The following is a 25,620-nucleotide window of genomic DNA, read 5'->3' as shown; positions in this document are numbered from 1 at the left end:
GAAAATCGGGGTACGTTCAGTCCGCTCCCGTGGGGGACGGGTCGACGCCGTCGGTTGCGCGGCTTCGCCACCACCCTTGTAGGTACGCACCGAGGAACATCCCCGCGAGCGCCCACAGAATAGTCACGTTTCCGATGCCGAGGCTGGCGTAGGCGGCACCCGGACAGATCCCGGAGAGCCCCCAGCCGACGCCGAATATCGCGCCGCCGATCAGCACGTTCCGGTCGAAGGACTTCAGCCGACGTTCGAATGGGTCGCCGGTCAGCGGTGCCCGGTCCAGCACGCGCGGCATGACAAAGAACACGATCCCTGTCACGGCCGCGCCGCCGAACATCACGAACAGCAGGCCGAAGTCCTCGAACTGGAGGAAGTTCAGCACCACCTCGGGACGGGCCATGTGGCTGTAGCCGAGGCCGAAGCCGAAGATGAGCCCGCCGACCAGCACGAGCGGGATGAACAGCGGGTGCCGGTCCGTCGACGTCGCCATTACGGCGTCACCCCCAGTGCGGCGACGACCTGTGCAGTCAGTATCGCGACCAGCAGGAAGGCGAGGACGCCCGCCAGTGACGTTTTCGAGGCCGATCCCACGCCACAGACGCCGTGGCCCGAGGTACAGCCCTTCCCGACGCGGGTTCCGATACCGACGAAGATGCCACCAAGCAACAGCCGCCACCAGGAGACATCCGTTGTCCACGCGCCGCCCTGATAGACGACCGCGTACACGGCCGCGCCGAGGATGATGCCGAGCGTGAACACGAGCCGCCAGTCACGAGAGGCGACGTACTGCTGGAACCGCGACTGGCCGGAGACGTACGACAGCGTCGATTCGAGGAACGTGCTCGCGCCGGCGCTAATGCCGGTGCCCACGTAGATTACCGCCGCGCCGAGACCGACGAAGAGGCCGCCGATGGCGTACCGGCTGATACCGTTGGGGAACAGCTCGGCGGCCAGTTGCAGTGGGACAGGGTCAGCTACCATCGACGGTTAGTCACCCGCGAGCGATTCCTGGCTCGCCGCGCAGTTGTTCGGTCCGAGTTCCAGCGTGAACGCCTCCTCGTCGTCGACGGTGTTCTGGCCGAGGTTCGTCGCGATGATGTCCTCGTAGTTCGCCGGTCGCGGTGGCATATCGGCCAGAATCGTCTCGACGAAGTCGTCCTCGTCCATAGTGAGAGCGTCCATCTCCTCGACAAGCTGGCCGATCGGTGCGGTGTAGGTGCCGTCGTTCGCCGGTTCGGCCGCGTCGCTGAAGTGCGCGCCACCGATGAGCGTATCATCGGGCAGTGTCAGCACGCGCTCCTGCAATGACTCATAGAGCATCCGAGCTGCGTCGGGTGCGCCCTCGTCGCCCTCTTCGAGGTCCGGTCGGGCGACACTCTCGATGAAAAGCCCGTCACCGGTGGCGAGCAGGCTGTCGTCGACGAGATACGAGGTCATCCCGGTCGTGTGGCCGGGTGTCGCGACGGTCTCGATGGTGACGTCGCCAACCTCGAAGGTGTCGCCGTCCTCGGCAGTCGTCAGGTCGTCGGCATAGGTGACCCCGCGGTCCACGGCGGCTGCGGGGATGACGCCCTCGACGCCCGCCGCATCGAGGCCGCGGACCCCCGAAATGTGGTCCGCGTGGATGTGCGTGTCAAGCGCGTATTTCAGGTCGACGCCCAGCTCGTCAGCATCGTCGAAGTATCGGTCGGCAAAGGCGCGCAACGGGTCGATGATAGCGGCTTCGCCGTCGTCGTAGACCAGATAGCCGAGACAGCCGGAGGACGGCCGCTGGTACTGTAGGAGTGTGCCGGCTCCGTCGTAGTCAGTGACTTCGACGGTCTCGTAGATGCGCGCCCACCCGTTCATGCCGTCTTCGAGGTGGTGAACGTCGTAGCCGCGGTCTGCGAGTGTGCCCGCGACATACTCGCTGGCCCCACCTTTCGCACAGAGAACCGTGACTTCGCGGTCGTCCGGCACGTCCGCGATGATGTCTGCATCTAGCTCGTCTTCCAGAAAGTGGAAGTACGGGACGTTGATGGATTCGACGTTTTCCCCGTCGATGTGCCATTCCTCGTAGTCCCCGGACATACGCGCGTCGAGGATCGTGACCGACTCTCCGTCGTCGATACGCGATTTCAGCGTTTCGGGCGTGACCGATTCGACGTCTGCGTCCGGCGTCGGGAAGTCTTCAGCGTTCATGTAGTACACTCATTGCTACAGGGTTGAGGCATAAAAGAGTTTGTATAGAAATTCCCAATCTACACAATATCATTTCGTTAGAGAACACCGATAAAGTACAGTTATGGTATAAGAAACTCTCTGAAAGCTATTTGAGGGCATATTGTCCAAGGATAGTGTTGCTAGAATAGCACAATAATCGATATTCTTTTAACCATCCACCCGATATTGTGTAGTAGCTCCAATACAGTAGCTGGAGTCTTTCCAACAATGAGTGAAGCATTCGACATCGCAGAGACGCTCGACGTGAAAGGTGCATCGTGCCCAATGCCGGTCGTCAAGACGAAACAGGCGATAGACGACCTCGCCGAGGGGTCAGTACTGGAGGTCATCGCGACCGACAGCGGCAGTATGAGTGACATCGAGGGCTGGGCCGAGGGAACGAACGGCGTGGCACTACTCGAACAGGTCGACGAAGGCGACGTGTACAAACACTACGTCGAGAAGACGGACTAAAATGAGCACGGACACACCATCGGCGGGCGACGGCGATTCGATGACCGAGGCGGAGCTGCAGGCTCGGATCGAAGAGCTCGAAGAGACCGTCGCTGACTTGGAAGCCGACGACGAGCAAAAGAAGATGACTATCGTCGCGACCCAAGGGTCGTTTGACATGGCATATCCGCCGCTCATTCTCGCCAGCACCGCGGCCGCGTTCGGCTGGGACGTGGTCGTGTTCCACACGTTCTGGGGTCTGGATATCCTCCACGAGGAGAAGTCCGAGAACCTCCAGTTGTCGGCCGTCGGCAACCCGAACATGCCGATGCCGAACGCGCTCGCGGCGCTGCCTGGCATGGACCGCATGGCGACGCGGATGATGGAAAAGCGTATCGACGACAACGGGACGGCGACGATCGACGAACTCATCGAGTTGTCGCTGGACCAGGGCGTCGAACTGCAGGCCTGTCAGATGACCATCGAACTGATGGACTACGACGAGGACGACTTCTACGACGACGTTACTGTCGGCGTCGGGGCGGCCACTGCGCTCCAGCATATGGCCGAGTCCGACATCCAACTGCTCGTCTGAGCGACGAGAGCCACTGAGCGGCTTTTCCCGGCCCCCCAAACATGAACCAGACAATCGCAATCGTCGATGCATCAGTCGGTGAGACACCCGCAGAACGAAATCTGACCCGGTCGCTTGACGCCGAGACGACGGTGTACAAAGTCAGCGATGGTCATCTCCCACCGGTGCCCGCGGGCGGCGACTGGCGGTACGACGGCGTGGTTATCAGTGGGTCACAGACATCGGTGTACGACGACCACGGCTGGATTCACGACCTCACGTCGTGGGTCCGGGACGTCCACCGGGCGGACGTACCAACCCTGGGGATTTGCTGGGGCCACCAGTTCCTTGCGCAGTCTCTCGGTGGGCGCGTGGTCGACATGGGCGAACACGAACTCGGATACCGAACAGTTCACCGGCGAGGCGAGGACCCGCTGTTTGCCGATATGTCGCCGTCGTTCACCGCGTTCCAGACACACTCTGACCGCGTCGCCGAACTGCCTGCGGGTGCGGTAGAACTGGCGCGAAACCAGTACAGTATACAGGCGTTTCGGCTCGGCACACGCTACGGCGTGCAGTTCCACCCCGAGTACGACCGCGAGACAGCCGAGTGGGTCATCGGCAACAAGGACCTCACTGACGACCGGCGGGAGGCAGTAACGGCAACGATCACTGATGAGTCGGTCGCAGCCGCCCGGGAGGCGACGACGGTGTTCGAGAACTTCCTCGGACTGGTCGCCACCCATCAGCGGCGACCGGGTCGGCTCGACTGACTCGGTACGTCAGAATTCCGCCGTCAGTGCCGTCGCAAGCCGGTCGACTTCTGACTCAGTATTGACCGCGTGTATCGACGCCCGCACCGCCGATGGCTCGGGTAGCGAACGGACGACGATGCCTTCATCGGCCAGCCGTTCGTCGGCCCCACCGGATTCTTGCCATCCTCCCCGCTCTGAAGGGCGGCACGTTCGCCCCGAACTTTACTTAAACTGGTGTGTGGTCACTGAGGGTGTTTGCGTATAGATAAACTGCTTTCTCACAGTCTTGGAACAACCATACATTATTAAATTCATAGCTTGCCTATGTACGGATGAGAAAGCATGACCACCAATCAAAGTCACACTGAGGCTGACACGACTGTCGACGCTCGGGGCGCGACCTGTCCGGGTCCGCTGATGGACCTCATCTCGGAGGTTCGGGCCGTCGATACCGGCTCCGTTATCGCCCTGTTGAGCGACGCCGAGAAGTCGTCGTCGGAGGTCCAGGAGTGGGCCGACGAGTCCGGCAACGAAGTCCTTGATATCGCCGATGAAGGCGACCACTACAGGATTCACGTGAAGAAACTATGACCGAACATATCGCAATCGTCGGTGGCGGCACCGGTGGTACCGTACTGGCGAACACCCTCGCGGAGAAACTCGATGCGGAGCTAGCCGCCGGCGAGGTCGAGATCACGCTATTCAACGACAGCGGGGACCACGTCTACAAGCCGGTCTGGCTCTACGTCGCTTTCGGACAGCGCGAACCTGCGGACGGCCGCCGACCCCTTCGAGAGGTCGTCGATAACCGCGTCACCATCCGGCAGGACTACGTCGTTGATGTTGACCACGAGCGCAAGGAACTCGAACTTGTCGACGCTATCGACCCTGCGCCGTACGACAAACTTGTCGTCGCGACAGGGGCACAGCTCGAACCAGAGCGGGTTCCGGGCCTCGCCGAGGGCGGGCATCACTTCTACGGCGAAGACGGTTCCCAAGCTCTCCGTGACGAACTCTTGGAAATGAACGGCGGCCATATCGTCCTGAGCGTTGTCGGGACGCCACATATGTGTCCGGCCGCGCCGCTTGAGTTCACGTTCATGGTCGACGACTGGCTCCGAGAACGCGGCCGTCGGGACGCGTTCGACATCACCTACACCTACCCCATCATGCGGGTCCACGGAAACGAACACATCGCGGAGTGGGCCGACCCGCGACTCCGGGAGCGCGATATCGCCATTGAGACGATGTTCAACGCCGAGGCTGTCGACCCCGATGCGGAGACGATTACGTCGATGGAAGGGACGGAGCTGGACTACGACCTCCTCGTCGCCATCCCGCCACACACCGGCAGCGACTTCGTCGAGTCGGCCGGCCTCGGCGATGGAGGGTGGGTAGATGTCGACAAGCACACACTCGAAGCGACCGGCTTCGACGACGTGTACGCCATCGGCGATGCCGCCCAGACCGGGGTCCCAAAGGCCGGGAGCGCGGCGCACTATCAGGCCCACGTCGTCGCTCAGCGACTCGCGAGTGAGGTCCGCGGCCAGCCAGCGACAGCTGTCTACGGCGGCAAGACCGTCTGCTTCATCGAGACTGGGATGGATGACGCCACGTTCGTCGAGTTCGACTACGAACGCCCGCCTGAGCCGAGTGAACCGAGTCGGGCCATGCACTGGTCGAAGCTTGCGTACAACGAATCCTACTGGCTCACAGCGCGGGGGCTACTCTGAGGTGACAAACAATGAGTGAACAACAATCATCGGCTGACGATCTGAGCGAGGAACTGACCACCGTCATCGAGGAGAACCCCGAGGCCTTCGCCACGTTCGTCCGCAATCTCGATACGGTCAACGAACTGGTCGAAGTAGCCGAACTCGGGACCGCTGCGATGGACGACGAGATGGTCACCTCCCTCGCCGGGACTGGCGCCTCGCTCGGCGAACTCGCCGAGACAGCCGCCAGTGATGACACACGAGGCGCGCTACAGACTGTCCTCGGCGCACTCGGCGACGCGAACTCCAGCGGGCCAGTCGATCTGCACGATGTCTGGGATGGGATTCGAAGCGGCGAGTTTCTTACCGGCATCCGATACGTGCTCGCCATCGTCCGGTCGCTCGGTCGTGCGGTCCAGAACCAGTGAAATCGTATTTTTCGTCATTGCCAGATGCCTGGCCACCTGTCTGAGAATAGGCTGACCGGGAACCTCGATTCGAAGAATCAGTCGCTGCTCGGCGTAAGCCGATCAGGCACCGCCCCGATTGTTCACCGGGTGTCGACAGAGCAGGTGTCGACACCCAGGAGTCCGTACAGCCCGCAGAATCCGGTGAAGCCAGTGACGAGCAACAGCACCGCGGCGAGCCCGAGCACAGGTGCAAGTATTGCTGGCAGCGGAACAGTGCTGGCGAGGATACCGAGCGATACCAGCCCCGCGATGGCACCGATGAGGATTCTGGCAGTCTTGTCTGTCGAACCGACGTTACGCTCCATACAACACACTTAGTCCTCCAAGAACAATAACTCTTTGATTGTACAATATAAACAATAGTAACTCTGTTGAAACACTGGGTCGCTACCAGCGCTCAGAAGCCATACTGGCTAAAGTCCAAGCCGGTTAGCGATCTTCCGCTGGCGATTGAGACGTGAATCCACCAATACACCAGATGTGACTCCAGTGCAGTAGCAAACTGGGATGACACAGCCGAGAGAATCAGGTGTAGCTCTCGATGAGCGACCGGAGCTGCGGTTCCTGTTGCATCCCCACTAAGCGCTCGACCGGCTCCCCATCAGCGAACAGCAACAGCGTCGGTACGCTACGGACGCCGTATTTGGCTGCCAACTGCTGGTTTGCGTCGATGTCGACTTTCGCTACGGTCGCGGCGGTGCCAGCGGCGATGCGCTCGACGACGGGTTCGAGTTGCTTGCACGGGCCACACCAGTCGGCGTAGAAGTCCACGAGGACGACCCCATGATCAACGGTGTCCTGTAGGCCGCCTGCGCCGTGGACGTGGACTGGTTCGGCTGCCGACTCGCTGTTCTCGTTCTCAGCAGCGATCCCTCGCTCTCCATTTCGGAGCTCTTCGAGCTTCTTCTGTCGGATCTCTGCTAGCTCGTCGGTCATCACCGTTTAGTATGCGCTCGTGGCGTTTATTTGTTTTGTAGCTACCGCACAATACCGTGCTCTGGAACGGGGGCCCTGAGTTCGTTGCGACACACTCGCGAGTCATCTCGCCGACACCTGTGTTCGCCAGGTAGTTCGGACACGCACAGACTAACTTCCGATTATGACTGTTCATCTGTCCACCACTCCACATTTCCTGTGAAATCTAGTCGCTATCTGGTGGTATTTTACTGGAAACAGTGGTGTGTCCAGAACCGTGGCAGTAGCGTGATAGCGCTCGCCATCGATGACACTGGTTTCATGTCTGGCCGTCACCGCAGTCAGTCAGGTAGAGCCGGTGATGATATCTGCCACCCGCTGCCGGTCGAACACTGTCTCCTCGGAAAACTCGTCGGAGTAGATCCGCTGGGCCGCGGCTTCGGTCTGGAAGAGGTTGATGATCGGCCCCTGATCAAGATATCCACCACGGTAGACTGCGTCGTTCTGGACAGCGGTCAGTTCGCTGGCGACAGGGTTGTTCCGCAGCGAGTCGACGATGGTCTCCTCGAAGGTTGCCTGATCCTTTTCAACCTGTCCACGGACCAGCAGAACATCCGGATCAATATCCAGCAGCGTCTCGAAATCCACCTTGAGACTCGTGTTGCCCGAATAGTGTCCTACGTCGGTCCCCTCGAAAGCGTCCCGGAGCCGCAGATCACGCCAGTGTTTCTTTCCGACACCACCGTCATAGAGCTGGTAGGGGTAGAACGTCTCCGGTGTCTTGTCTGCGGGGTAGAGCAGTGCCGCCTCTGGAGTCGTTTCGGGCAGTCGCTCCTGGAGGTTGGTCAGGAACTCCTCGTGGAACGACGCGAACTGCTGGTAGCGCTGCTCGCGGTCGAAGACCTGTGCAATCTTCTCGAAGGCCCCGTACAGCGAGTAGTACGGGTAGTCGTGCCAGTCGTCGCTACGCCGCCGGATGAAGTTCCCGAAGAAGGGACCGATGTTCTCTTTGACTTCCCGAATGTCTCGGTCGTCCCAGTCGTACCAGTTGCGTAGCTGGTTTGGTTCCATGAAGTGGACGTCGGCATCTATCTCGTAGAACAACTCTTTATCGACGCCATCCTGATAGAGGGTCGTCACCGCATCGGGGTCGTACTCGACACCGGGGAGTTCTTCGTAAAACTCGGTGGCATACCGGTATGGCAACTGTATTCCGAGCGTCTGGCCTGCGTCGAGGGCCATCCCCATGTCGGCGTAGCTCGGGAGCAGTGCCACCCAGTCTTCCGGAGGCCCGTCAAAGGTCACGGGCCCCATCGGTTCCATCGAGACAGTGTAAGAGTCGGCCGATTCGGGCGTTGACTCACTCTCACTGCTCCCACTACTACAGCCCGCCAGCAGGCCGCTTGCCATTACTGTTCCACTTGCGATATAGGTTCGTCGTCGCATATTTTTAGGCTAGCCTAAAAACATAAAGTCCTATTGGAATGTCTCTCTGGCTGAAATCAGTCTGCGCTGCTGTGCAGCATCACAGCATTCTCCGCCGGTTGCCGTGACTCCGACGTGCCCGAAGCACAACGCTTATTGTATTTAGGCCAGCCTAAAATTCTATGGATGACAGCGAGGCGACATCAGTGACGAGGCGTCGCATCCTGCGAACGAGCGTCGGTACTGTTGGGACGCTGGGGGTAGCTGGTTGCCAGTCCGGGGCCGAAGAGGCGGCGTCCGCGACTGGAGACACGCCAGCAGAGAACGAGGACACGGCGACACTCACCGATGAGCAGCGGACTACGGCCGAGGACGCGGCGACCGCGAGCAGTTCTTACTCAGTGTCGATGGAACCGGTCGGGGAGGTCACCTTCGAGTCCGTCCCCGACCGCTGGATGACCTACTACAGCACGTACGGGGATATGGGGATTGCCCTCGGCCACCTCGACGGCCTCGCCGGGCTGTTCTACGTCGGTGACTGGCCAACCGACTTCTACGACCGGCTCCCTGGTGTCGACGTCTCCCTCGAGGACGTCCAGAAAATCAGTGCGAGCGATGGTATCGACCGCGAGGTGTTCTACGAGATGGATTGCGATGTCCACCTGATGGATCCAAACATGCTGACCTGGATCGACGACAACTGGAGCGAATCCGATGTCGAGGACGTCCGCACCGAGGTCGGCCCCTTCGTGGGCAACCACATCCGTCGTCGCGGGTATGAGTGGCACAATTACCGGCCGTACTCGTTGTACGAGGCCTTCGAGACCGTGGCCGAGGTGTTTCAGGAACACGATCGATACGAGGTCCTGCGCGAGGTCCACGATGGGCTGCTCGCCGACCTGCAGGCGGGCCTCCCACCGGAGGACGACCGCCCCTCGGTCGGCTTCCTTTCGGTCAACTCCGATTTCGAGTCCGGGACGTTCTACGCCTATCCGCTCGGAGCGGGCAACGGCAAGAAACAGTACCGTGACGTTCGTATCGACGACGCCTTCGCGGACGACATCGACGGCGCGTTCGCCGAGTGGGACTACGAACAGTTGCTGTCGGCTGACCCGGACGCACTCGTATTCCTCTATGGCTTCTCACACACGAGCGCCGAAGACTTCGAGTCCGGAGTTGAGCAGATGCGTGACGACCCGGTTGGGAGCCAACTGACCGCCGTCGACGAGGGCCGACTCTACCGCGGTGGCACCGAGTACCAGGGCCCGATCATCAATCTCTTCCAGACCGAAGCCGCCGCAAAGCAACTGTACCCCGACCAGTTCGGCGCGTGGAACGGGCTCGAAGATCCCATACCCGAAGCGGAGCGCCTGTTCGACTATCACCGCGTTGCGGACGTCATCAACGGTCTGGTCTGAGGCGAAGCGACTGACGCTGTGTCAGAGCCTGCGCCTCTTCCCGGGATAGCGATGTTTGGAGCAGTTCTCTGTGTGCTTATGTCCGACGTACTGCCACTATTCGTGGTTCATCCGGGCTTCTACGCTGGCTACCATATGACACTTCGTCTGTTCGAACCCGAGCTTCTCGTAGAAGGCGTTGGCTCGGTCGTTGTCGACATGCGGATCGAGACTGAACTCCTCACACCCGGCGTCGTGTGCCCAGTGTCTGAGACGGTCAAACAGGTCCTCTGCCAATCCCGTTCCACGATACGGTTCGTCAACGTAGATGTCACAGATGAACAGTCGGTCGGGGCGGTCAAAGACACGCGGCGCTTCGTCGATTTCGGCCGCGATATACCCGGCAAACTCACCGTCGATATCGGCGAGCGGGGTCCCATCGGTGAATCCATCGACGGCGATCCATGTTCGATAGTCCGGCGAATCGAGGCGGTCGACGCGGAATGGGAGTTCCGCCGCGACGAGGTCGATGTCGTCGGCGAGTGAGAACGCATCAACGGTCGATTCGAGTTCGCGGTAGTACGGGAGCCAGAGCTCCTCGATAAAGCGACGGACAGCAGCTTCCTCTGCGGGGAGTTCCACAATCTCCATACCTGTCTGGACCAGTCTTTGGCACTTATGACTGTCACCCTCAGAGCGATTGCGGACCACGGACGCCATCCCAAGTTAGAACCGATCTGTGGATTGGGATAGACTCACAACTTCGTTGATTGCCCTGCGGCACCCAGTGTGTTGTTGAACCACCCTCCGTAGTGGATCTCCACGCACGGTCAAGCCCTCTCAGGGCGCTGATGTTCTGTATAAATAGATGGTACAGAGGGCGAGGATAGCCTCAGATACCTTCGAGACGACGGCCAGCGGGTTCAGGTTCCTCTGCATATAGAACGCGTCAAGGCTGAAACCCTGAAACGCAAACAGTGCGAGAATGGTGACAATGGCGTATCCCGCATCGACAAGAAATAGTTCGGGTCGCCAGTATCGGCTGCTGTACAGGAAGATACCGCCTAGAAATCCAAGCCCATTCAGAATGAACAGTGTCCCTAATGTCTGACTGAATCCCATGACACGCGGACCAAGTAATAGGTGGGTACCAGCAGTGGTAAGGGTGGCTACGATTGCGAGGGACCCCACTGGATGCGATGGGAGCGTAAAAAACGAGTCTTGCTGGTGTGTTGACTGAGCAACCATATTGTGAAATTGTCAGCTAAATATATTAACTTCATGTGGGTTTTCCAATATTACGGAATCAGGCAGAACGAATATAATTGGTTATGTTATACGTTCAATACTGGGAGCGGGAAGGGATCAATCCAAGCATTCACTGAGCAACTATGTAGCTGGGAATCTCCTTCAGGAAGTCGCAACGTCTACAAAACAGCGGATACCACAATATATCCTATAAGATGAGATCACAGATATTCCGTGCGTTCTTTCGGTTTCCTTGACCGCTTCTATCGATAGTATTCGATATGTGAGACTGATTCCGTCGAGTTCGTTATCTGCTCGTTCGGCTGTTTCATCAAGTTTGAAGATATTCTAGCAAATCAGCACTTAATGCAATCCTAAGAGACTAGATATCCGAGGGGATCCAGTTTTCCTCCATTTATATATGCCACTTGATCGAAACCAGTGTATGTACTGTCAATTGACGCTCCTCGACCGCTATTCACTCCGATAGAATGAGCGGGTTGTTTCGCCGGTACTTGGTCGTTCTCGTCCGGTTTTTCCCATTCGCGCTGGCATTTCTCCGCGATCGGCGGCGGTTCATCCTGTTTGGCTCACGAAGGCAGGTCCCGGACGAGGCCCATCGACAGCGAGCCGAGCAGATCCGGGATACGATGCTCGAACTCGGACCGGCGTTCATCAAAGTCGGGCAGGTACTCTCGACACGCCCCGATATCGTCCCGCCAGTCTATGCCGACGTATTCGGAACCCTCCAAGACGAGGTCCCCGAGGGCGCGGGGGGAGATCCAAAGCACGTCATTGCACAAGAGCTTGGCGACGAACTCGATCAGTCGACACTCGAACCGGTCGCCGGCGGGTCGCTCGCGTATGTCTATACGGCGACCTACCGAGGTGAGCGAATCGCACTGAAGGTGCGACGTCCTGAACTGAAGCCCATGATTACGCGTGACCTTCGGGTCGTCCGGGGACTGGTTCCGTTGATTCGCCCCTTCGCTACCGAGCGTCAGCAGTATTCGATCGAAAATGCGGCTGACGATTTTGAGGACATAATTCTGGACGAACTGGACTTCGACCGCGAAGCGACGGTCATGGCTGACATCAGGGAGAATTTCGACGGCGATGAGCGAGTCGTGATCCCTGCCGTCTATGAAGACCTGTGCTCGGAACGAGTGCTAGCGATGGAGTATCTGACCGGGCAGAAAGTAACCGACGGCAACGCCTTCGACGGTATCGATATGACGCCACACGAGATGGCGACACGGATCATCAATGTGTATCTGGAGATGGGACTCGTCGACGGCGTGTTCCACGCTGATCCCCATCCGGGTAACCTCGCCGTCACAGACGACGGCCGTCTGTTGCTCTTCGATTTCGGCATGAACGAACGCCTTCCACCCACGGTTCAGGAGGACATTGTCGCGCTCTATCGGGCACTCGTCCGTCGTGACGTGGATGATCTGGTAGATGCGCTTGTCGCGCTCGATGTCCTTGAGCCACACGTCAACCGTGCTGAGGTCGGCCGGGTGCTTGCGCTCGTCATCGAGAACCTCGAAGGCCGCTCGGAAGTCACTTGGCGGATGATAATTACGGAATTGACGACAAATCTCCGTGCGTTCCCGTTCCGGATTCCGCCGGACGTAATGTTACTCATCCGGGTCGGGACCGTTGGTGAGGGTGTCTGTCGGCAGCTCGATCCGGAGTTTGACTTTCTCGCCGCTGTGCGCTCATTCCTCGTCGAACAGGGGCTCATCGAGAACGAACTCAATGCACTCATCGAGGAAACGCGGGCAGATATTCGCCGGTCGCTTCCTGCACTGGCACGGGTCCCCTCTCGGGTCGATAGAACGTTGTCCCGGCTTGAGCGGGGCGAACTGGTCGTCCGTACAGACCCGGTTGAGGGACGCGGAACGGGTGCACAGAAGCTCGGTTACGCGGTGGTCGCCGGCGCGCTCATCGTGGCCGCAGCAATTCTGACGTTCCACGAGCGCCCGTACGAAATCCCCGTGGGTGCCGCCGCAGCCGGCTTTCTGCTGTTCTATCTTGTCGACATCGGGTCATAATTTTCAGATTCACCGGGTCCCAGAAGAACAGACGGCAATTCGCTCAAGGAACAGGACAGAGAGTGACAGCACGGGGAGACGGTCATCTGAAATGGCTCGTCCAGTTTTCTGCTCTCCAAATAACTTGAACCGAGCATGGCCCCATAGCACCCACAGTAGACAATTGATTCCGGGCCTCACACCCGAAGTTTGACAACTTGGAGGACTGAACTCTAGGGAATGGTCGAGATCATCGACTCGCTTCTCCTTCGTCTCCTCGTTGCATTCGGTATTGGCGCTCTCATCGGACTGGAACGGGAACAGGCGGAATCTGGGGGAATGTTCGCCGGCAGCCGGACGTTTCCGCTGTTTGCCCTCGCCGGCGCAACCGTTCAGGCGTTCTTTCCTGCCCTCTTCCCTGTCACAGTCCTCGCTATTGCAATCCTCCTGACCGTCGCGTATGCCGGGAAAGTTCTGACTGAAGGAGATATCGGACTCACGACGGTGACTGCTGCATTGCTCACTGTCCTTCTGGGTGCGTTAGCAGTGTCCTCCGAACACGGGACGGTCTTCGCGATCATTCTCGGCGGGCTTGTCACTATCCTCCTGTCTGCGAAGCCGACGATCCACAGGTTCGTCGACAAAATTGACGAACGTGAACGCCGTGCGTCCCTCAAATTCATCCTTGTCGTGTTGGTCGTGCTGCCAATTCTGCCTGATCGTGAACTCGATGTGCTGTATGGTCTCAATCCACGGTTTATCTGGGTGATGGTCGGCTTTGTCACCGGGCTGAGCTTCGTTGCCTACATCTTGAGTCGGGCTGTCGGAGCCAAGCGAGGAATTGCCCTCACGGGAATCCTTGGCGGATTCGTCTCTTCAACCGCGACGACGGTCTCGGTGGCTGAGCGAATCAGTGAAACTCCCGACCTCTACAGGATCGGCTCGTTTTCGGTTGTTGTCGCATCGATTGTCATGTTTCCGCGCGCACTCCTCGAGGTCGCTGTCGTGAACCGGGCACTCCTCCCTCAAGTCGCTGTGCCGCTCGGAGTGATGACTGGTGTTGGCGTGTGTATCGCCGGCATCGTCTACTGGCAATCGACCACAGAGTCGGCGGTCGAGACCGATCTCACGAACCCGTTTCGTCTCCGACCGGCACTGTTTTTCGGCGCTGTCTTCGCAATCGTGCTCCTGGTGTCCCAGTCCGCAAATACCTGGTTCGGCGATTCGGGTATCTACGTGACTGCGTTTCTTTCGGGGCTTGCTGACGTCGATGCGATCACGCTTACGCTGAGCGCACTCGAAGCGGACGGTGAGATCTCTGCCAGAGTCGCAACTACCGGTATCGTCATCGGTGCTATTGCGAATACGCTCACAAAGGCCGGCCTCGCGTGGCTACTGGGGACGGTCGAACTGGGCCGGCAGGTGACGGTCGCTCTTGGGGTCGTCGCCGCCGCTGGCATCGTTGTCGTCGTCCTGTGATTCGCTACGCTAGCGGAGCTACGTCGCCCTCAAGAGAGCGCGTCTAAAAGCCTGTACCGACTGCGGTCACACAACTCTGGTGTCGCGACGGTCTCAGAATAGCTATGGACGTGAGTGGTGAGGTGGCGAAACGTCAGGCGTCGAAAAACCGGTCAGGCTTGATTCGCGATAGCCGCATCGCGTTTCCGGTGACGCCGAGGCTCATCCCCATGTCGCCGACCACGACCGCGAGCGCGACGCTTACCAGTCCCAGTGGGACGCCCAGTGCGAGCAGGAGCTTCACGCCGAGGCTCACCCAGATATTCTGCCGGATCACGTCGGTGGCGGTGTGTGACAGCTCGTACAGGTAAGGGAGCTTCCCGATGTCATCGCCCATCAGTGCGATATCCGCAGTTTCCAGCGCGGTGTCGGTGCCGGCAGCACCCATTGCAATGCCGACCTCTGCGGTGGCGAGTGCTGGTGCGTCGTTGATCCCGTCGCCGACCATCGCCACCGTACCGTACTCCGCCTGCAACTCCTCGACCGCATCGACCTTCTCATCTGGCAGGAGTTCGGCGCGATACTCGTCGACACCGACCGTGTCGGCGATGGCGCGGGCGGTGCCTTCGTTGTCGCCAGTCAGCATCACGACACGCTCGATACCGAGCGCCTGTAAGCGCTCAACAGCCTGTTTTGAGGCGGGGCGTACCTCGTCGGCGATAGCGATGGCACCCAGCAGTTCCGAGTCCGTTCCGACGATAATGACTGTCTTGCCCTCCCGCTCCAGTGCGGCGAGTGTATTCCCGGCGAATGCCCCGCCACCGGACACAGGTGTCTCTTCCGACACGACGCCACCGTCAGACCGATGATCTGAGGAGTCCCCGGTCGCTCCGCTCCTGAGGACACCGTCTGCCTCGCGGCGAGTACGTGAGAGGTCGAAGCCCACCTCCTCGAAGAGCGCAGGCTTGCCCGCGTAATATATCTCGCCGTCAATCTCTCCGCGGATACCCTTTCCGGTGAGAGTCTCGAAGCCAGTCACTGCAGGCAGGTCCTCTACACCGTCCTCGGTGGCACGGGTGAGAATCGCCGTGGCGATCGGATGCTCGCTGCGACGTTCCAGTCCGGCGGCGTGACTGAGGAGCGTCGCCGCGTCGGTGTCGCCAGCAGGGACAACATCGGTGACAGCGAGTTCGCCTTTCGTGAGCGTCCCCGTCTTGTCGACGGCGACAGCGTCGACCTCGCCCATCGCCTCGAGATAGTTGCCGCCTTTGATGAGAACGCCGTTCTTTGCGGCGCTGGTGATGCCCGAGACCACCGAGACGGGCGTCGAAATAACGAACGCACAGGGGCAGGCAATCACCAGCAGCGTGAGCCCACGGATGAACCACGTCTGCCAGTCGCCGACGAACGTGACTCCATACCCCGCTACAGCCACTGACACTGGGTCGGTGATGACCAGTGGCGGGATGGCGGCGGTCAGAATCGCCAGCACAACGACGGCTGGCGTGTAGTAGCCCGAGAACCGGTCGACAAACTGCTCAGTGTCGGTCTTTTTCGCCTGTGCGCCCTGCACCATCTCGATAATGCGCGAGAGCGTCGAGTCGCCCGCCGTCGACGTGACCGTCACTTCGAGGTATCCCTCTTCGTTGATTGCGCCGGCGTAGACATCGTCACCGGCGACCTTGTCGACGGGGACACTTTCGCCGGTGATCGGTGACTGGTCGACCGCGCTCTCGCCCTCGACGACCGTGCCGTCAAGCGGGATCTTGTCACCGGGGCGGACGGCCACAGTCTCACCCACCTCTACCTCGTCGGCGGGCACCGTCACTTCCTCGCCATCGCGCACAACGGTGGCCTCGTCAGGTGACAGTTCCATCAGTTCACGCAGAGAGTCTCGTGCCCTGTCCATCGCGTAGTCCTCGAGCAGTTCTGCAATGCTGAACAGGACGGCCAGCGTCGCAGCCTCAACGAAATAACCGATGCCGGTCGCGGCGATGATAGCCGTGCCCATCAGCAGGTCGATATCGAGACTTAGATTCTTCGCAGAGTAGTAGCCACTGCGGACGACGGGGACACCGCTGACGGCGACGGCTCCCAGAAACAGGGCGTCGGCAACGGACAGCGGATACCCGAGAGCGCTTGCTACCGCGACGTTCTGTGCCGTCAGGAGAAATTTGAACAGGAGACCGAACGTGACCAGCGCTGCGCCGAGCCACGTCTTCTTCGCGCGGGGACTCGTCCAGACCTCCGACGGCGGCGCGATATCGGCACCGCCACCCGTCTCCGCTTGCTCATCGGCGTCGGAGTCCGGGCCGCCGCTGACCTCGTAGCCAGCAGCCTCAATCGCCTTGACCACGTCTGTCCCGCTGGTGCGCTCAGGGTCGTACGTGACAGCGGCCGTTCCCGTGGTCGGCTGGAGGGTGGCGTCGACAACGCCCTCAACGCGCTGGAGGCTCTTATCTACCTTCTGGGCGCAGGAGGGACAATCCATCTCGGGGACTGTGAGGCGGACAGTCCGCTCCTTTCGCTGACCGTCGCCACCCGCCCCTCCGCCGCATCCGGATTCTCTGTCATTACTTCATGATTGGTGCGTGAGTTCGATAAGGCTTTATTGGAATATTCCAAACCGAGCGTCAGCGTGATACCGGCGGCTCTTCGGTCAGTCGCCTGCCTGCGACGTACTGTTTTGCCAACTGTTCCTCGGCCCGACGCAGTCGGTAGGTCAGCGTCGACCGCGGGACATCGAGGTGCTCGGCTAACTCGCTGCCGTCAACTTCCCGGGGTGACTCGTAGTAGCCGTGCTCAACGGCGGCCTGGAGTGCGGCCTCTTGTTCCGGCGATAGAGCGCTCTGTGTCCCGTTGGCTTCTCGCATCGACGCCGTCGTGTCTGCAGTGCGGAGTATCTCCATCTGAGCACGTTCCCCGACGGCCGCCGCGAGCTCGTCGAAGAACGCGGCCACGTCACCGTCGCCGGAGTGAATGAGCCGCCACGTGTAGTGACGCCCCTCGTGGCGCGTCTCGAACAGCACCCCGTCGCCCAGGTGGTCCTGAGCGATGTGGGGAACCGAGGCACAGGCAGGGGTGCGCTCCCAGTCAGAGTAGAGGACGAGCGTGTCATCGGCTCGGTCAAGGACGCGAGTGGTCTGTGTGGCACCGCAGTCCTCGGTGGCAAGACAGTCAGCGTAGTAGTCGCTGGTGAGGAAGGCGTCCTCGATGGCGGTGAGTGCGGCTGGCGTTCCAGTTGCGTGGTCAACCCGCCAGAGACGGTCAGCAGTGGCGTGCAGCGACAGCGAGCGGACGCGGGCATCGGGATGCTCGGCGAGGGCGTCTGCAACCCTGTTACAGCCCGGTTCGTAGTCAAGGGCGAAGACGAGTTCGCGCATACGCATCATACAGCGCGGTTCGATAAAACACGTCGGCACGGTACTGGCCAGCGCCAGTGAAAGTCAGAGCACGCCATCGGTATCGGGTAAGTCCTGTATTCGTTGGCTTTCAGTAGGCTGGTACCCGTCCAGAGTTACGTCACTGTGGGTAGTATAGTTCTGCTCTCTGTCTAACAGCGGAACCGGTGGGGTGGCTAACAGCGGAAGCAGTGGGGTCACGGGCTTTTTTTCAGGAGTTCTGAGAGGCCCGTTTTGATTGAACTGATGGATTGCTCTAACTCGAACTTCTTGTACTTGCCGCCGCCTTTCCCCCGGTTATACTCCGTCGAGGACACAATTCCGAGTTGTGTGAGTTCACCGAGATAGTCACGGACCGACCGCTCTGAAACCGGGTCCAGACCCTCCTCACGTGCTAACTCCTGATATGCACCCATGATATCCCGTGTCCGTGCCGGGGTGTCATCTTCTTCGGCGAGCCCAGTGAGTGCATAGAGAACGAGTTGCCCGTGGTCAGAGTAGTTGCGGATCCCTTCGACGACTTGGTCAGTTTGAAGCCGTTGCCGGGCTTCACGTACGCGGTGTTCAGTTACGAGCTCGTCGTCATACTCTCGAGCAAGGTCGCCGGCCTCAAGGAGGAGATCCAGAGCCTGACGGGCGTCTCCGGAGTCTTTCGCACCGTACGCAGCACACATTTCTATAACGCCGTCGTCAAGGACATCATCCTGAAACGCGACGGCCTCGCGCTGTTTCAGAACTAGCTGTAGCTCATTGGCATTGTATGCCGAGAACGACACTTCCTTTTCACAGAGACTCGACCGGACTTTTGAGGACAACTGGTTGCGGAAGTCGAGGTCATTTGAGATACCGATGACACCCAATTTCGCTTCGGAGATGTCACCGTTCGATCTGGCGCGGGGGAGTTTGTACAGCAGCGAATCGTCCTCAATGTGATCGACTTCGTCGAGAATGATAAGCACCGTTCCGCCCAGATCGTCGAGTGCATCGAAGAGGAATTGATACACTGAAGCCTGTGGATACCCGGTGTTTGAGATTTGATTCGCTGGATCACGAAGCGTGTTGACGATTGCGACCGCGGCCTGATAGCTCGAATTGAGTCCATCGCAGTTGACTTCGACCGTACTGAGGTCTAGTCCGTCGACATCTGCTGCATCACGTTCCAGAGCGGAGAGAAGGTATCGAGTGGCAGCGGTCTTCCCAACTCCGCTTTTTCCGTACAGAAAGATGTTTGACGGGGTTTCGTTGTTGATGACTGGCTGGAGCGCAGCGTGATACTTCTGGAGCTCCTCGTCACGTCCGACAAGCTCCTCAGGTGTCCACTCTTCAAGCAGTGCCTCGCGTTGTTCAAATATTGTGGATGTCGGCGAGAACGTAATGTCGCTCATTTGTCTATAATTGTAACATGAAATGACTTAACCTTTGGTTCCGCTGCTTCCGCTGTTCGGTTGGCTATATAAGTGGACGACCCCACTGCTTCCGCTGTTAGATGAGAAATGGGCAGCTGCCCCACTACACCCCCACCCCACCGCTTCCGCTGTTAGGAGGGTGGCCAGGTGGTGCGTTTTTTGAGGAACGGGACCGGATAATTACGAGTAGGTAGACAGCGGGGTTGCAGTAACGGAGCGACACACCCACCCCACCACTTCCGCTGTTAGCTCGACAAAACGGGAGTGGGCTGACACAGCCCACTGCGTCTCCAGTCTGTACGGACCGAGCAACGCTGGTTTTTCCAGTCTATACAGGGCGAGTGTCGCGGTTTTAAACTCTCAGAGGATACACCACCCCCGCTCGAGGGATTTTTTGAGATGAGGGAGTCGGTATCCCAGAACCTCCCTCACGAATTATCAGTGCAGAGTCTGCTGTATAAGATACTGCTGTACGAGACGGAGTACACAGGGACTCCCACTCCACTGCTTCCGCTGTTAGACCTGACAGCCTGCGGTGGCCCATTCGAACTACAACCTCAAAATTTCTAGTGGTAATAAATAACTTCAAGTATATCGCCAAAAAACAATAACATTACTACATTACCACAAAATAGCAAATCACCTCCTCCCACGGGGGTGGTGCCGTCTATTTATTTCCTAACAGCGGAAGCAGTGGGGTGGGTGTGTGGAGCATCTCCAACTACAGATGCCGGGATCACAATCTACCGTTGCCACTTCGATCAGATTGTGACGGTGACGTACGAACCGGTGCGATAGTGACGCGACGACGGTACATATATGCCATTGGAACAAGAGGTTGCTAAGAACATCAGCAGACCAACTGAGGGCAGGTAATGTCGAGCCACTACATCACGTCAACAGACCATCTCCCTGAGGAAGCACAGGCAGAAACCACACTACAGATCACGGACGCGCAGACGAAACGCATCTTCGAGGCACGCGTCCGGATTGCCAAGGACCCTGCTGAACTCACTGACCCGGAACCGCTTACAATCGTTGCCGGGCCACACGAGAGCGTCAGCGAGACCAGATACGTCGAACTACTCGATGAGACCGATGCGACCGGTATCGATCACGAGCTCGTAGCCCATCTGGCAGCCGAACAGGAGACGGCGTCGAATATCCTCAACACCCGGTCCGACGATCTGAAGGTACTCTTGCAGTATCTCGTCGAAACTGGCGAGTACGAATCAACGGCCGATGCGCTTCGTGAGGTCGCGTTCGACCACCTCGCCACAGAGCGACCGGCCCTGCTGGACGCCTACGCGGAGGTCCGCCGCGAACCCGATGACGACCCACTCAGGCGCGTGCTCGGAAAACAGGAGTGACAGATGGCAGTCAATTCGCTCCGCGAGTACCTCGATTTGCTCGACACGACCGGCTGGCTTCGGTCCTTCGACCAACCGGTGTCGTGGGACCTCGAAGCAAGTGCAGCGACGATGCTTGCCAACATCCGTGACGGACCGGTCCCGGTGTTCGAGTCCATCGCAGGGATAGAAACGGAGTCGAAACTGGTTGGCGACCCGTACCGCGGCCCTCAGACACGCCCCTGGGATCACTTCGCTCAAGCGCTGGGCTTCCCAAGTGGCCTTTCAGGCTGTACGTACTACGACCGAGTGATTGCCCGCCTCAACAGGACGAAAGCGCCTCGAACCGTTGCGAGTCACAGGGCCCCCTGTAAGGAAACAGTGCGGACGGGAACCGAGGTCGACCTCCTGTCGTTCCCGTGGCCATATATCCACGAGGGCGACGGGGGGCGGTATTCTAACCACCACACCATCGTCGCACCGGACCCCGACACAGAGTGGGGGACCTGGTCGAGCCATCGAATGATGATCCACGACAGCTCCCAGGCCAGTCTGCTGTTACTGGCCGGTGAGCAGGTTCCCAACCGCTACTACTACGACTACGAACCGCGGGGCGAACCGATGCCAGTCGCGGTCGTTATCGGTGCAGAACCCACTGTCGAGAGTACTGCAGATATGTGGATCCCGACAGGGCGGAGCGAAGCGGCCTTCGCGGGCGGCCTGAAAAATGCGCCTGTAGACCTCGTCCAGTGCGAAACCAATGACCTGTACGTTCCGGCGACGGCCGAGCTAGTTCTCGAAGGGCACGTTCGACCCGACGACCGGCTTGATGAGGGACCGTTCGGAGACTACTTCGGCTACATGAACGGCCCGCGACGCTCCATGCCGGTGTTCGAGGTCGATGCGATCACCCACCGCCACGAACCGCGGCTACCGTTTTGCGTCGAGGGGAGCGGTGTCGGATACGGACAGAACTCGACGAGTACGCTCCGACTCGTCGCAGCCGGCCCCGACGCGACCGTTGGACTCCGAGCCGCCGGATTTGACGTTGCGATGGCGGTCCCGTGGCGCTTTACCTCCCGCACCGTCTGGGTCATCGCGACCGACCGACCGTATCCGGGGTATCTCCACGAACTGGCGAACTTTATCTTCACGACGTGGGGGATGCTCCACATCGACTTCTTCGTATTTGTCGACGCTGCTGTCGACCCGCTTGACCCGCGGGCAGTGTTGACGGCCATCGCACTTGAGGCTGATCCGGACGCCGACTTCCACCAGTTCGGCGTCGAGCGGATGCCGAAAGTCCCGCTCAACATCTACCAGACGCCCGACGAGAAGGGCAGTGCGGATGTGGGGACTTCGAAGGCGAAGACGGCTAAAGCCTACATCGACGCAACGACTGACGATGCCGCGACGGACACGACGGCATCCACAGAAACACGGAAGCGAGCCCAAGAGCGGCTGGTCGAAGCGGGACTAGACGCTGCGCGGTTCGACCGGCTCGACGAGCGGGAGGGCAAATCACAGTGATACCGTTCACGCAGTACGTCCGTGGACTGGCCGGCGACGACGACCTCGTCCGACTCGACGGCCCATTCGAGGTCCCGGTTGACGTGCTTGCGGCGGAGGCGCTCCGTGCAAGTGGGCCGGCGCTTCGGTTCCAGCGACCCACAGGCATAGATCTAGTTAGCGGTGTGTTCAGCGGTCCGGACCAGACACAGCACCGCGAGGCCCGGCCGTGGTCGCGACTGGCGCTCGGCCTTGGACTTGAGCCGGACGCCACGCTTGTTGATCTGCTGGAGACAATCAGCACTCTCGGCCCAACCGGCGGGAATCCGGAGCCGACATATGCGGGGCAGGCAGCCTCGGGGACAGATATCGACGTACAGGACCTGCAGCTCCCGCAGGGCGAAACCGATATGTGGCCCGCAGTGACGCTTGGTGTCGCATCGGTCTCGACCGCTGACGGCACACACTGGGCACCGGTTCACGGCTCGGTTGTGGGCGGCGACACGCTCAGAGTGCGCGTCCCGGACGCGCTGTCGTCGCTTGTTGCTGACGGGACCACGATGACGATAGCGCTTGGCGTGCCGCCGGCGGCGATTACGACGGCATACCTGCTCGCTGTCACCGAGCAAACGACCACGCCAATCCAGTCCTGTGGGGTAACTGGCACCGTTCCGCTCGTCCCGACCAACGGCGGACTCGTCCCGAGTGCGACGGAGGTTGTTATCGAGACGACAGTTGTGGACCGTCAACCTGACTTCCGCTCCGACCGTCGAGAAGGCTGGGAGTACGTCGTTGTGAGCGGGCCGCTCTCACTGTCGGTCGAGAGCGTCCGCGCTACTGACACCCCAGTCATCCCCATCTCCCCGGTCGGCCGCCCACTCGCGGATGATATCCAGCTTACGGGGCTTGCGACCGCCGCAACGCTCTATCACCGGGTCAACAACTACTGGGGTATCTCACCAGTCGAATGGGTCATGTTACCAGCAGAGGCCGAGCTTGGTACCTGTTTCGTGGCCAGTGACGTGTTGTATGGCGGCTTCGAGTGGCAACTCGCGAATATCCTCTTTTCCTTCTCGTCGCTTTTTGACACGGTGGTTATCGTCGACGAAGACGTGCCGCCACAGGATTTCGGCCGCGTTCTGGCTGACGTCTGGCTGAAATCCCACCCTGCTCGCGACTGGACGTTCAGCGAACCGGACGCACCGGCGGCGACACGGCCGCACTACCGAACGGACAATGAAACCGGTTCGCGTCTGTACGTGAATGCGGCATGGGACCCGCGCTGGAAGGAAACGTACATCGCGCCACGGGTCACGTTCCAGAACTCCTTCCCGGGCAACGTCCGCGACGTGGCGCGTGCTCTGTGGGACGAATCCGACACCGGTCCCGAAGACACGACTGAAAGCGGCGCGTCTCGCTGAATATGTCTCCCGAGTGTGTATATATTCAAGGATGTCGTAAACGCATCTGTTTACGCTATACGTAGTACAAATACTACCTACGAAGGAAGCCAAATAGTAATTGGTACAATATATTTTGCGTGGAAAGTAATCGGTACAGTTATACCGGAAACCGGTATTCCGAGCGGTGTATGGTGACCAGCCACAACCTCCCGGACTACGACACAGCACGGCAAGAATTCTCCTGGGACGATATTTACGCGGACGCGGACTGGGATGCACCGAACGACCTGAACATCGGGCACGAAGTTGCCGACCGACACGCGACCGACCGGGGACAGGTCGCACTCTATCAGGTCGGGACCGACGGAGAGCTGTCGAAAATGACGTTCTGGGAGCTTGCTGACCGCTCAAGCCAGTTTGCCAACGTCCTTGACGACCTCGGGGTTGCGCAGGGCGACCGGGTTTTCTCGTATATGCCTCGAATCCCCGAGCACTATGTGGCGCTGGTCGGAACGCTCAAACACGGTGCGGTCTGGGGAAGCGTCAACGAGCGGTTCGGGCCCGATGGCATCTCGTACCGTCTGGACGACTGCGACGCGAAGGTCGTCGTCACCACGACTGACAATCGAGACACGGTCGAAGACGCACTGGACGAGGCCCCGTCGGTCGAACACGTACTCACCGTTGACCGCGGGGGCGGCGCACCCGCTGGTGACGTGGTCTTCAATACTGCGCTCGACGGCGCGAGCACAGCCTACGAGGTTGCTGAGACCAGCGGGGAAGACGACGCACTGCTGTACTACACCTCAGGAACCACTGGGCTGGCCAAAGGCGTCCTCCACAAGCAGCGCTGGATCGCCGGTGTCGCGGCAACACAAAAATACGCCGTGGATCTTCAGGATGGCGACCTGTACTGGTCGACTGGCGACCTCGGCTGGCTGACGGGTGCAATTAACACACTCGGTGCCTGGTTCTGGGGTGCGTCGCTGTTCACGTACGAGGGCGAGTTCGACACCGACGAGTGGGCCGCCCTGCTGGATGAATACCCGATCAGCGTCCTGTTCTCGGTCCCGACGGCCTACCGGATGCTCCGGGAAAACGAAGACGTGCTTGCCGATGTCGACCTTGATTTACGGCATGCGCTCTCTATCGGCGAACCACTCAGCGCCGGGGTCGTCGAGTGGGGAGAGGACGAACTCGGTGTCACGATTCTCGATACGTACGGGCAGACCGAGACCGGGAACATGATTATCAACAACTATCCGACGATGGAACTCCGGCCCGGGTCGATGGGGAAACCACTCCCCGGAATCGAGGCCGACATCGTCGACCCACAGAGCGGTGAAGTTCTGGAACCCGGCGAAACGGGCGAGATCGCGCAACGAGGGGACTATCCGTGTTTCTTCGCCGAGTTCTGGAACAAGCCCAAGAAAACCCAGCGGGCGTTCATCGACGGTCCCGACGGGAAATGGTATCTCTCGGGCGATCTGGCACACAAGGACGAGGACGGGTATTTCTGGTTCGAAGGGCGGGCAGACGACGTGATCCTCTCTTCGGGCTACCGCATCGGGCCGTTCGAGGTCGAGAGTTCGCTGGGCGAACACGAAGCGGTCGCTGAGGCGGCCGTCGTTCCCAAACCTCACGAAGCGCGGGGCAACATCGTCAAGGCCTATGTTGTGCCAAGCGAGGATGCGGAGCCGTCTGACCCACTCAAAGAAGACATCCAGAGCTACGTGAAAGACGAGCTCTCCGCACACGAGTACCCGCGCGAAATCGAGTTCCGCGAGGAACTGCCCAAGACCGTGACTGGAAAGATCCGCCGAACCGAGCTCCACGACGACGCCGAAGCAGAAGCTGAAGTCGAATCCTGACACAGGGTATCAAGCAGTACGAGTGCCAACGCAGAC

At 59.7% G+C, this 25,620-nt stretch carries 24 protein-coding genes and 1 pseudogene; 13 read left to right on the top strand and 12 right to left on the bottom strand.

What is annotated here, in order from left to right; translation table 11 throughout:
• Positions 1–16: 16 nt before the first annotated feature.
• Genes G9C82_RS19285 through G9C82_RS19275 form a run of 3 tightly spaced genes read right to left on the bottom strand, consistent with a single transcriptional unit; the run spans position 17 to position 2,178 of the window.
• Positions 17–487: a YeeE/YedE family protein gene (locus G9C82_RS19285; RefSeq protein WP_004966623.1), complete on the bottom strand. Its 471-nt coding sequence runs from the start codon at positions 485–487 to the stop codon at positions 17–19.
• The gene (locus G9C82_RS19280; RefSeq protein WP_004966622.1) at positions 487–978 is read right to left on the bottom strand and encodes a YeeE/YedE family protein; all 492 of its coding nucleotides are present in this window, start codon (positions 976–978) and stop codon (positions 487–489) included. Before G9C82_RS19280 ends, G9C82_RS19285 begins: the two co-directional genes overlap by 1 nt.
• 6 nt (positions 979–984) lie before the next feature.
• Positions 985–2,178, bottom strand: a complete 1,194-nt coding sequence (locus G9C82_RS19275; protein ID WP_127015066.1) for an MBL fold metallo-hydrolase — start codon at positions 2,176–2,178, stop codon at positions 985–987.
• Positions 2,179–2,427: 249 nt separating this feature from the next.
• Between G9C82_RS19275 and G9C82_RS19270 the strand changes: the two genes are divergently transcribed.
• Genes G9C82_RS19270 through G9C82_RS19260 form a run of 3 tightly spaced genes read left to right on the top strand, consistent with a single transcriptional unit; the run spans position 2,428 to position 3,999 of the window.
• Positions 2,428–2,673 carry a sulfurtransferase TusA family protein gene (locus G9C82_RS19270; RefSeq protein WP_004966620.1) on the top strand — a complete coding sequence of 82 codons (246 nt, stop codon included), beginning with the start codon at positions 2,428–2,430 and terminating at the stop codon, positions 2,671–2,673.
• A gap of 1 nt (position 2,674) precedes the next feature.
• The gene (locus G9C82_RS19265; protein WP_004966619.1) at positions 2,675–3,247 is read left to right on the top strand and encodes a DsrE/DsrF/DrsH-like family protein; all 573 of its coding nucleotides are present in this window, start codon (positions 2,675–2,677) and stop codon (positions 3,245–3,247) included.
• Between the two features lie 41 nt (positions 3,248–3,288).
• Positions 3,289–3,999 carry a type 1 glutamine amidotransferase gene (locus tag G9C82_RS19260; RefSeq protein WP_127015065.1) on the top strand — a complete coding sequence of 237 codons (711 nt, stop codon included), beginning with the start codon at positions 3,289–3,291 and terminating at the stop codon, positions 3,997–3,999.
• 9 nt (positions 4,000–4,008) lie between these two features.
• On the opposite strand, the pseudogene G9C82_RS20790 reads toward G9C82_RS19260, so the two are convergent.
• Positions 4,009–4,140, bottom strand: a pseudogene (locus G9C82_RS20790) (aminotransferase class V-fold PLP-dependent enzyme); the annotation flags it as partial.
• Between the two features lie 183 nt (positions 4,141–4,323).
• Here G9C82_RS20790 and G9C82_RS19255 point away from each other — a divergent pair.
• From G9C82_RS19255 to G9C82_RS19245, 3 genes are read left to right on the top strand one after another with little or no spacing between them, the layout of a single operon-like run.
• Positions 4,324–4,572, top strand: coding sequence for a sulfurtransferase TusA family protein (locus G9C82_RS19255; RefSeq protein WP_004966617.1), 249 nt, complete (start codon positions 4,324–4,326; stop codon positions 4,570–4,572).
• A complete protein-coding gene (locus tag G9C82_RS19250) occupies positions 4,569–5,714 on the top strand; it encodes an NAD(P)/FAD-dependent oxidoreductase (RefSeq protein WP_007188602.1) in 1,146 nt (381 codons plus the stop codon). The genes G9C82_RS19255 and G9C82_RS19250 overlap by 4 nt, the downstream gene beginning before the upstream one ends.
• Positions 5,715–5,725: 11 nt before the next feature.
• The gene (locus tag G9C82_RS19245; RefSeq protein ID WP_127015064.1) at positions 5,726–6,124 is read left to right on the top strand and encodes a hypothetical protein; all 399 of its coding nucleotides are present in this window, start codon (positions 5,726–5,728) and stop codon (positions 6,122–6,124) included.
• 122 nt (positions 6,125–6,246) lie between these two features.
• Here the strand turns inward: G9C82_RS19245 and G9C82_RS19240 are convergent, their stop codons facing one another.
• The 3 genes from G9C82_RS19240 to G9C82_RS19230 all read right to left on the bottom strand — a co-directional run bounded on the left by G9C82_RS19240 (position 6,247) and on the right by G9C82_RS19230 (position 8,491).
• A complete protein-coding gene (locus tag G9C82_RS19240) occupies positions 6,247–6,471 on the bottom strand; it encodes a DUF2892 domain-containing protein (RefSeq protein ID WP_004966614.1) in 225 nt (74 codons plus the stop codon).
• 220 nt (positions 6,472–6,691) lie between these two features.
• Complete coding sequence (gene trxA, locus G9C82_RS19235) at positions 6,692–7,102, bottom strand: thioredoxin (protein ID WP_127015063.1); 411 nt, start codon at positions 7,100–7,102, stop codon at positions 6,692–6,694.
• 324 nt (positions 7,103–7,426) lie between these two features.
• The gene (locus G9C82_RS19230) at positions 7,427–8,491 is read right to left on the bottom strand and encodes an ABC transporter substrate-binding protein (RefSeq protein ID WP_127015089.1); all 1,065 of its coding nucleotides are present in this window, start codon (positions 8,489–8,491) and stop codon (positions 7,427–7,429) included.
• A 197-nt stretch (positions 8,492–8,688) separates the two neighbouring features.
• On the opposite strand from G9C82_RS19230, the gene G9C82_RS19225 reads away from it, so the two are divergent.
• The gene (locus G9C82_RS19225) at positions 8,689–9,924 is read left to right on the top strand and encodes an ABC transporter substrate-binding protein (RefSeq protein WP_127015062.1); all 1,236 of its coding nucleotides are present in this window, start codon (positions 8,689–8,691) and stop codon (positions 9,922–9,924) included.
• A 96-nt stretch (positions 9,925–10,020) separates the two neighbouring features.
• Here the strand turns inward: G9C82_RS19225 and G9C82_RS19220 are convergent, their stop codons facing one another.
• Together G9C82_RS19220 and G9C82_RS19215 are read right to left on the bottom strand one after the other, a co-directional pair.
• A complete protein-coding gene (locus tag G9C82_RS19220) occupies positions 10,021–10,554 on the bottom strand; it encodes an N-acetyltransferase (protein ID WP_127015061.1) in 534 nt (177 codons plus the stop codon).
• A gap of 189 nt (positions 10,555–10,743) precedes the next feature.
• Positions 10,744–11,151: a hypothetical protein gene (locus tag G9C82_RS19215; protein WP_127015060.1), complete on the bottom strand. Its 408-nt coding sequence runs from the start codon at positions 11,149–11,151 to the stop codon at positions 10,744–10,746.
• A gap of 491 nt (positions 11,152–11,642) precedes the next feature.
• On the opposite strand from G9C82_RS19215, the gene G9C82_RS19210 reads away from it, so the two are divergent.
• Positions 11,643–13,208, top strand: a complete 1,566-nt coding sequence (locus tag G9C82_RS19210; RefSeq protein ID WP_127015059.1) for an AarF/ABC1/UbiB kinase family protein — start codon at positions 11,643–11,645, stop codon at positions 13,206–13,208.
• A 219-nt stretch (positions 13,209–13,427) separates the two neighbouring features.
• Positions 13,428–14,666, top strand: coding sequence for an MgtC/SapB family protein (locus tag G9C82_RS19205; protein ID WP_127015058.1), 1,239 nt, complete (start codon positions 13,428–13,430; stop codon positions 14,664–14,666).
• Between the two features lie 133 nt (positions 14,667–14,799).
• Here G9C82_RS19205 and G9C82_RS19200 read toward each other — a convergent pair whose 3' ends face one another.
• The 3 genes from G9C82_RS19200 to G9C82_RS19190 form a co-directional block, all read right to left on the bottom strand.
• Positions 14,800–17,136 carry a cation-translocating P-type ATPase gene (locus tag G9C82_RS19200; protein WP_127015057.1) on the bottom strand — a complete coding sequence of 779 codons (2,337 nt, stop codon included), beginning with the start codon at positions 17,134–17,136 and terminating at the stop codon, positions 14,800–14,802.
• A gap of 142 nt (positions 17,137–17,278) precedes the next feature.
• Positions 17,279–18,028 (bottom strand): helix-turn-helix domain-containing protein, encoded by a 750-nt coding sequence (locus G9C82_RS19195; protein ID WP_127015056.1) that lies wholly within the window; start codon positions 18,026–18,028, stop codon positions 17,279–17,281.
• A gap of 215 nt (positions 18,029–18,243) precedes the next feature.
• A complete protein-coding gene (locus tag G9C82_RS19190) occupies positions 18,244–19,431 on the bottom strand; it encodes an orc1/cdc6 family replication initiation protein (RefSeq protein WP_127015055.1) in 1,188 nt (395 codons plus the stop codon).
• A gap of 896 nt (positions 19,432–20,327) precedes the next feature.
• Between G9C82_RS19190 and G9C82_RS19185 the strand changes: the two genes are divergently transcribed.
• From G9C82_RS19185 to G9C82_RS19170, 4 genes are all read left to right on the top strand, one after another.
• The gene (locus G9C82_RS19185) at positions 20,328–20,822 is read left to right on the top strand and encodes a hypothetical protein (protein WP_004966609.1); all 495 of its coding nucleotides are present in this window, start codon (positions 20,328–20,330) and stop codon (positions 20,820–20,822) included.
• Between the two features lie 3 nt (positions 20,823–20,825).
• Entirely contained in the window at positions 20,826–22,331 is a 1,506-nt protein-coding gene (locus G9C82_RS19180; RefSeq protein WP_127015054.1) for a UbiD family decarboxylase, read from the top strand.
• On the top strand, positions 22,328–23,731 hold the full coding sequence (locus tag G9C82_RS19175; protein ID WP_127015053.1) for a UbiD family decarboxylase domain-containing protein: 1,404 nt from the start codon (positions 22,328–22,330) through the stop codon (positions 23,729–23,731). Before G9C82_RS19180 ends, G9C82_RS19175 begins: the two co-directional genes overlap by 4 nt.
• Positions 23,732–23,901: 170 nt before the next feature.
• A complete protein-coding gene (locus G9C82_RS19170) occupies positions 23,902–25,584 on the top strand; it encodes an acyl-CoA synthetase (RefSeq protein WP_127015052.1) in 1,683 nt (560 codons plus the stop codon).
• The last annotated feature ends 36 nt before the right edge of the window (positions 25,585–25,620 follow it).

The sequence above is a fragment of the Haloarcula sp. R1-2 genome (assembly GCF_011627385.1).
GTDB lineage: Archaea > Halobacteriota > Halobacteria > Halobacteriales > Haloarculaceae > Haloarcula > Haloarcula marismortui.
The sequence above is the reverse complement of the archived record's forward strand: the minus strand, read 5'-3'. Positions and strand labels throughout refer to the sequence as shown.

Excerpts from the sequence above, each read along its gene's own strand:
- G9C82_RS19250 (WP_007188602.1), top strand. The coding sequence starts at position 4,569 with ATGACCGAACATATCGCAATCGTCGGTGGCGGCACCGGTGGTACCGTA.
- G9C82_RS19245 (WP_127015064.1), top strand. The coding sequence starts at position 5,726 with ATGAGTGAACAACAATCATCGGCTGACGATCTGAGCGAGGAACTGACC.
- G9C82_RS19200 (WP_127015057.1), bottom strand. The coding sequence starts at position 17,136 with ATGGATTGTCCCTCCTGCGCCCAGAAGGTAGATAAGAGCCTCCAGCGC.
- G9C82_RS19220 (WP_127015061.1), bottom strand. The coding sequence starts at position 10,554 with ATGGAGATTGTGGAACTCCCCGCAGAGGAAGCTGCTGTCCGTCGCTTT.
- G9C82_RS19260 (WP_127015065.1), top strand. The coding sequence starts at position 3,289 with ATGAACCAGACAATCGCAATCGTCGATGCATCAGTCGGTGAGACACCC.
- G9C82_RS19205 (WP_127015058.1), top strand. The coding sequence starts at position 13,428 with ATGGTCGAGATCATCGACTCGCTTCTCCTTCGTCTCCTCGTTGCATTC.
- G9C82_RS19255 (WP_004966617.1), top strand. The coding sequence starts at position 4,324 with ATGACCACCAATCAAAGTCACACTGAGGCTGACACGACTGTCGACGCT.
- G9C82_RS19285 (WP_004966623.1), bottom strand. The coding sequence starts at position 487 with ATGGCGACGTCGACGGACCGGCACCCGCTGTTCATCCCGCTCGTGCTG.
- G9C82_RS19265 (WP_004966619.1), top strand. The coding sequence starts at position 2,675 with ATGAGCACGGACACACCATCGGCGGGCGACGGCGATTCGATGACCGAG.
- G9C82_RS19185 (WP_004966609.1), top strand. The coding sequence starts at position 20,328 with ATGTCGAGCCACTACATCACGTCAACAGACCATCTCCCTGAGGAAGCA.
- G9C82_RS19190 (WP_127015055.1), bottom strand. The coding sequence starts at position 19,431 with ATGAGCGACATTACGTTCTCGCCGACATCCACAATATTTGAACAACGC.
- G9C82_RS19180 (WP_127015054.1), top strand. The coding sequence starts at position 20,826 with ATGGCAGTCAATTCGCTCCGCGAGTACCTCGATTTGCTCGACACGACC.
- G9C82_RS19240 (WP_004966614.1), bottom strand. The coding sequence starts at position 6,471 with ATGGAGCGTAACGTCGGTTCGACAGACAAGACTGCCAGAATCCTCATC.
- trxA (WP_127015063.1), bottom strand. The coding sequence starts at position 7,102 with ATGACCGACGAGCTAGCAGAGATCCGACAGAAGAAGCTCGAAGAGCTC.
- G9C82_RS19270 (WP_004966620.1), top strand. The coding sequence starts at position 2,428 with ATGAGTGAAGCATTCGACATCGCAGAGACGCTCGACGTGAAAGGTGCA.
- G9C82_RS19280 (WP_004966622.1), bottom strand. The coding sequence starts at position 978 with ATGGTAGCTGACCCTGTCCCACTGCAACTGGCCGCCGAGCTGTTCCCC.
- G9C82_RS19215 (WP_127015060.1), bottom strand. The coding sequence starts at position 11,151 with ATGGTTGCTCAGTCAACACACCAGCAAGACTCGTTTTTTACGCTCCCA.
- G9C82_RS19275 (WP_127015066.1), bottom strand. The coding sequence starts at position 2,178 with ATGAACGCTGAAGACTTCCCGACGCCGGACGCAGACGTCGAATCGGTC.
- G9C82_RS19195 (WP_127015056.1), bottom strand. The coding sequence starts at position 18,028 with ATGCGCGAACTCGTCTTCGCCCTTGACTACGAACCGGGCTGTAACAGG.
- G9C82_RS19225 (WP_127015062.1), top strand. The coding sequence starts at position 8,689 with ATGGATGACAGCGAGGCGACATCAGTGACGAGGCGTCGCATCCTGCGA.
- G9C82_RS19210 (WP_127015059.1), top strand. The coding sequence starts at position 11,643 with ATGAGCGGGTTGTTTCGCCGGTACTTGGTCGTTCTCGTCCGGTTTTTC.
- G9C82_RS19170 (WP_127015052.1), top strand. The coding sequence starts at position 23,902 with ATGGTGACCAGCCACAACCTCCCGGACTACGACACAGCACGGCAAGAA.
- G9C82_RS19230 (WP_127015089.1), bottom strand. The coding sequence starts at position 8,491 with ATGGCAAGCGGCCTGCTGGCGGGCTGTAGTAGTGGGAGCAGTGAGAGT.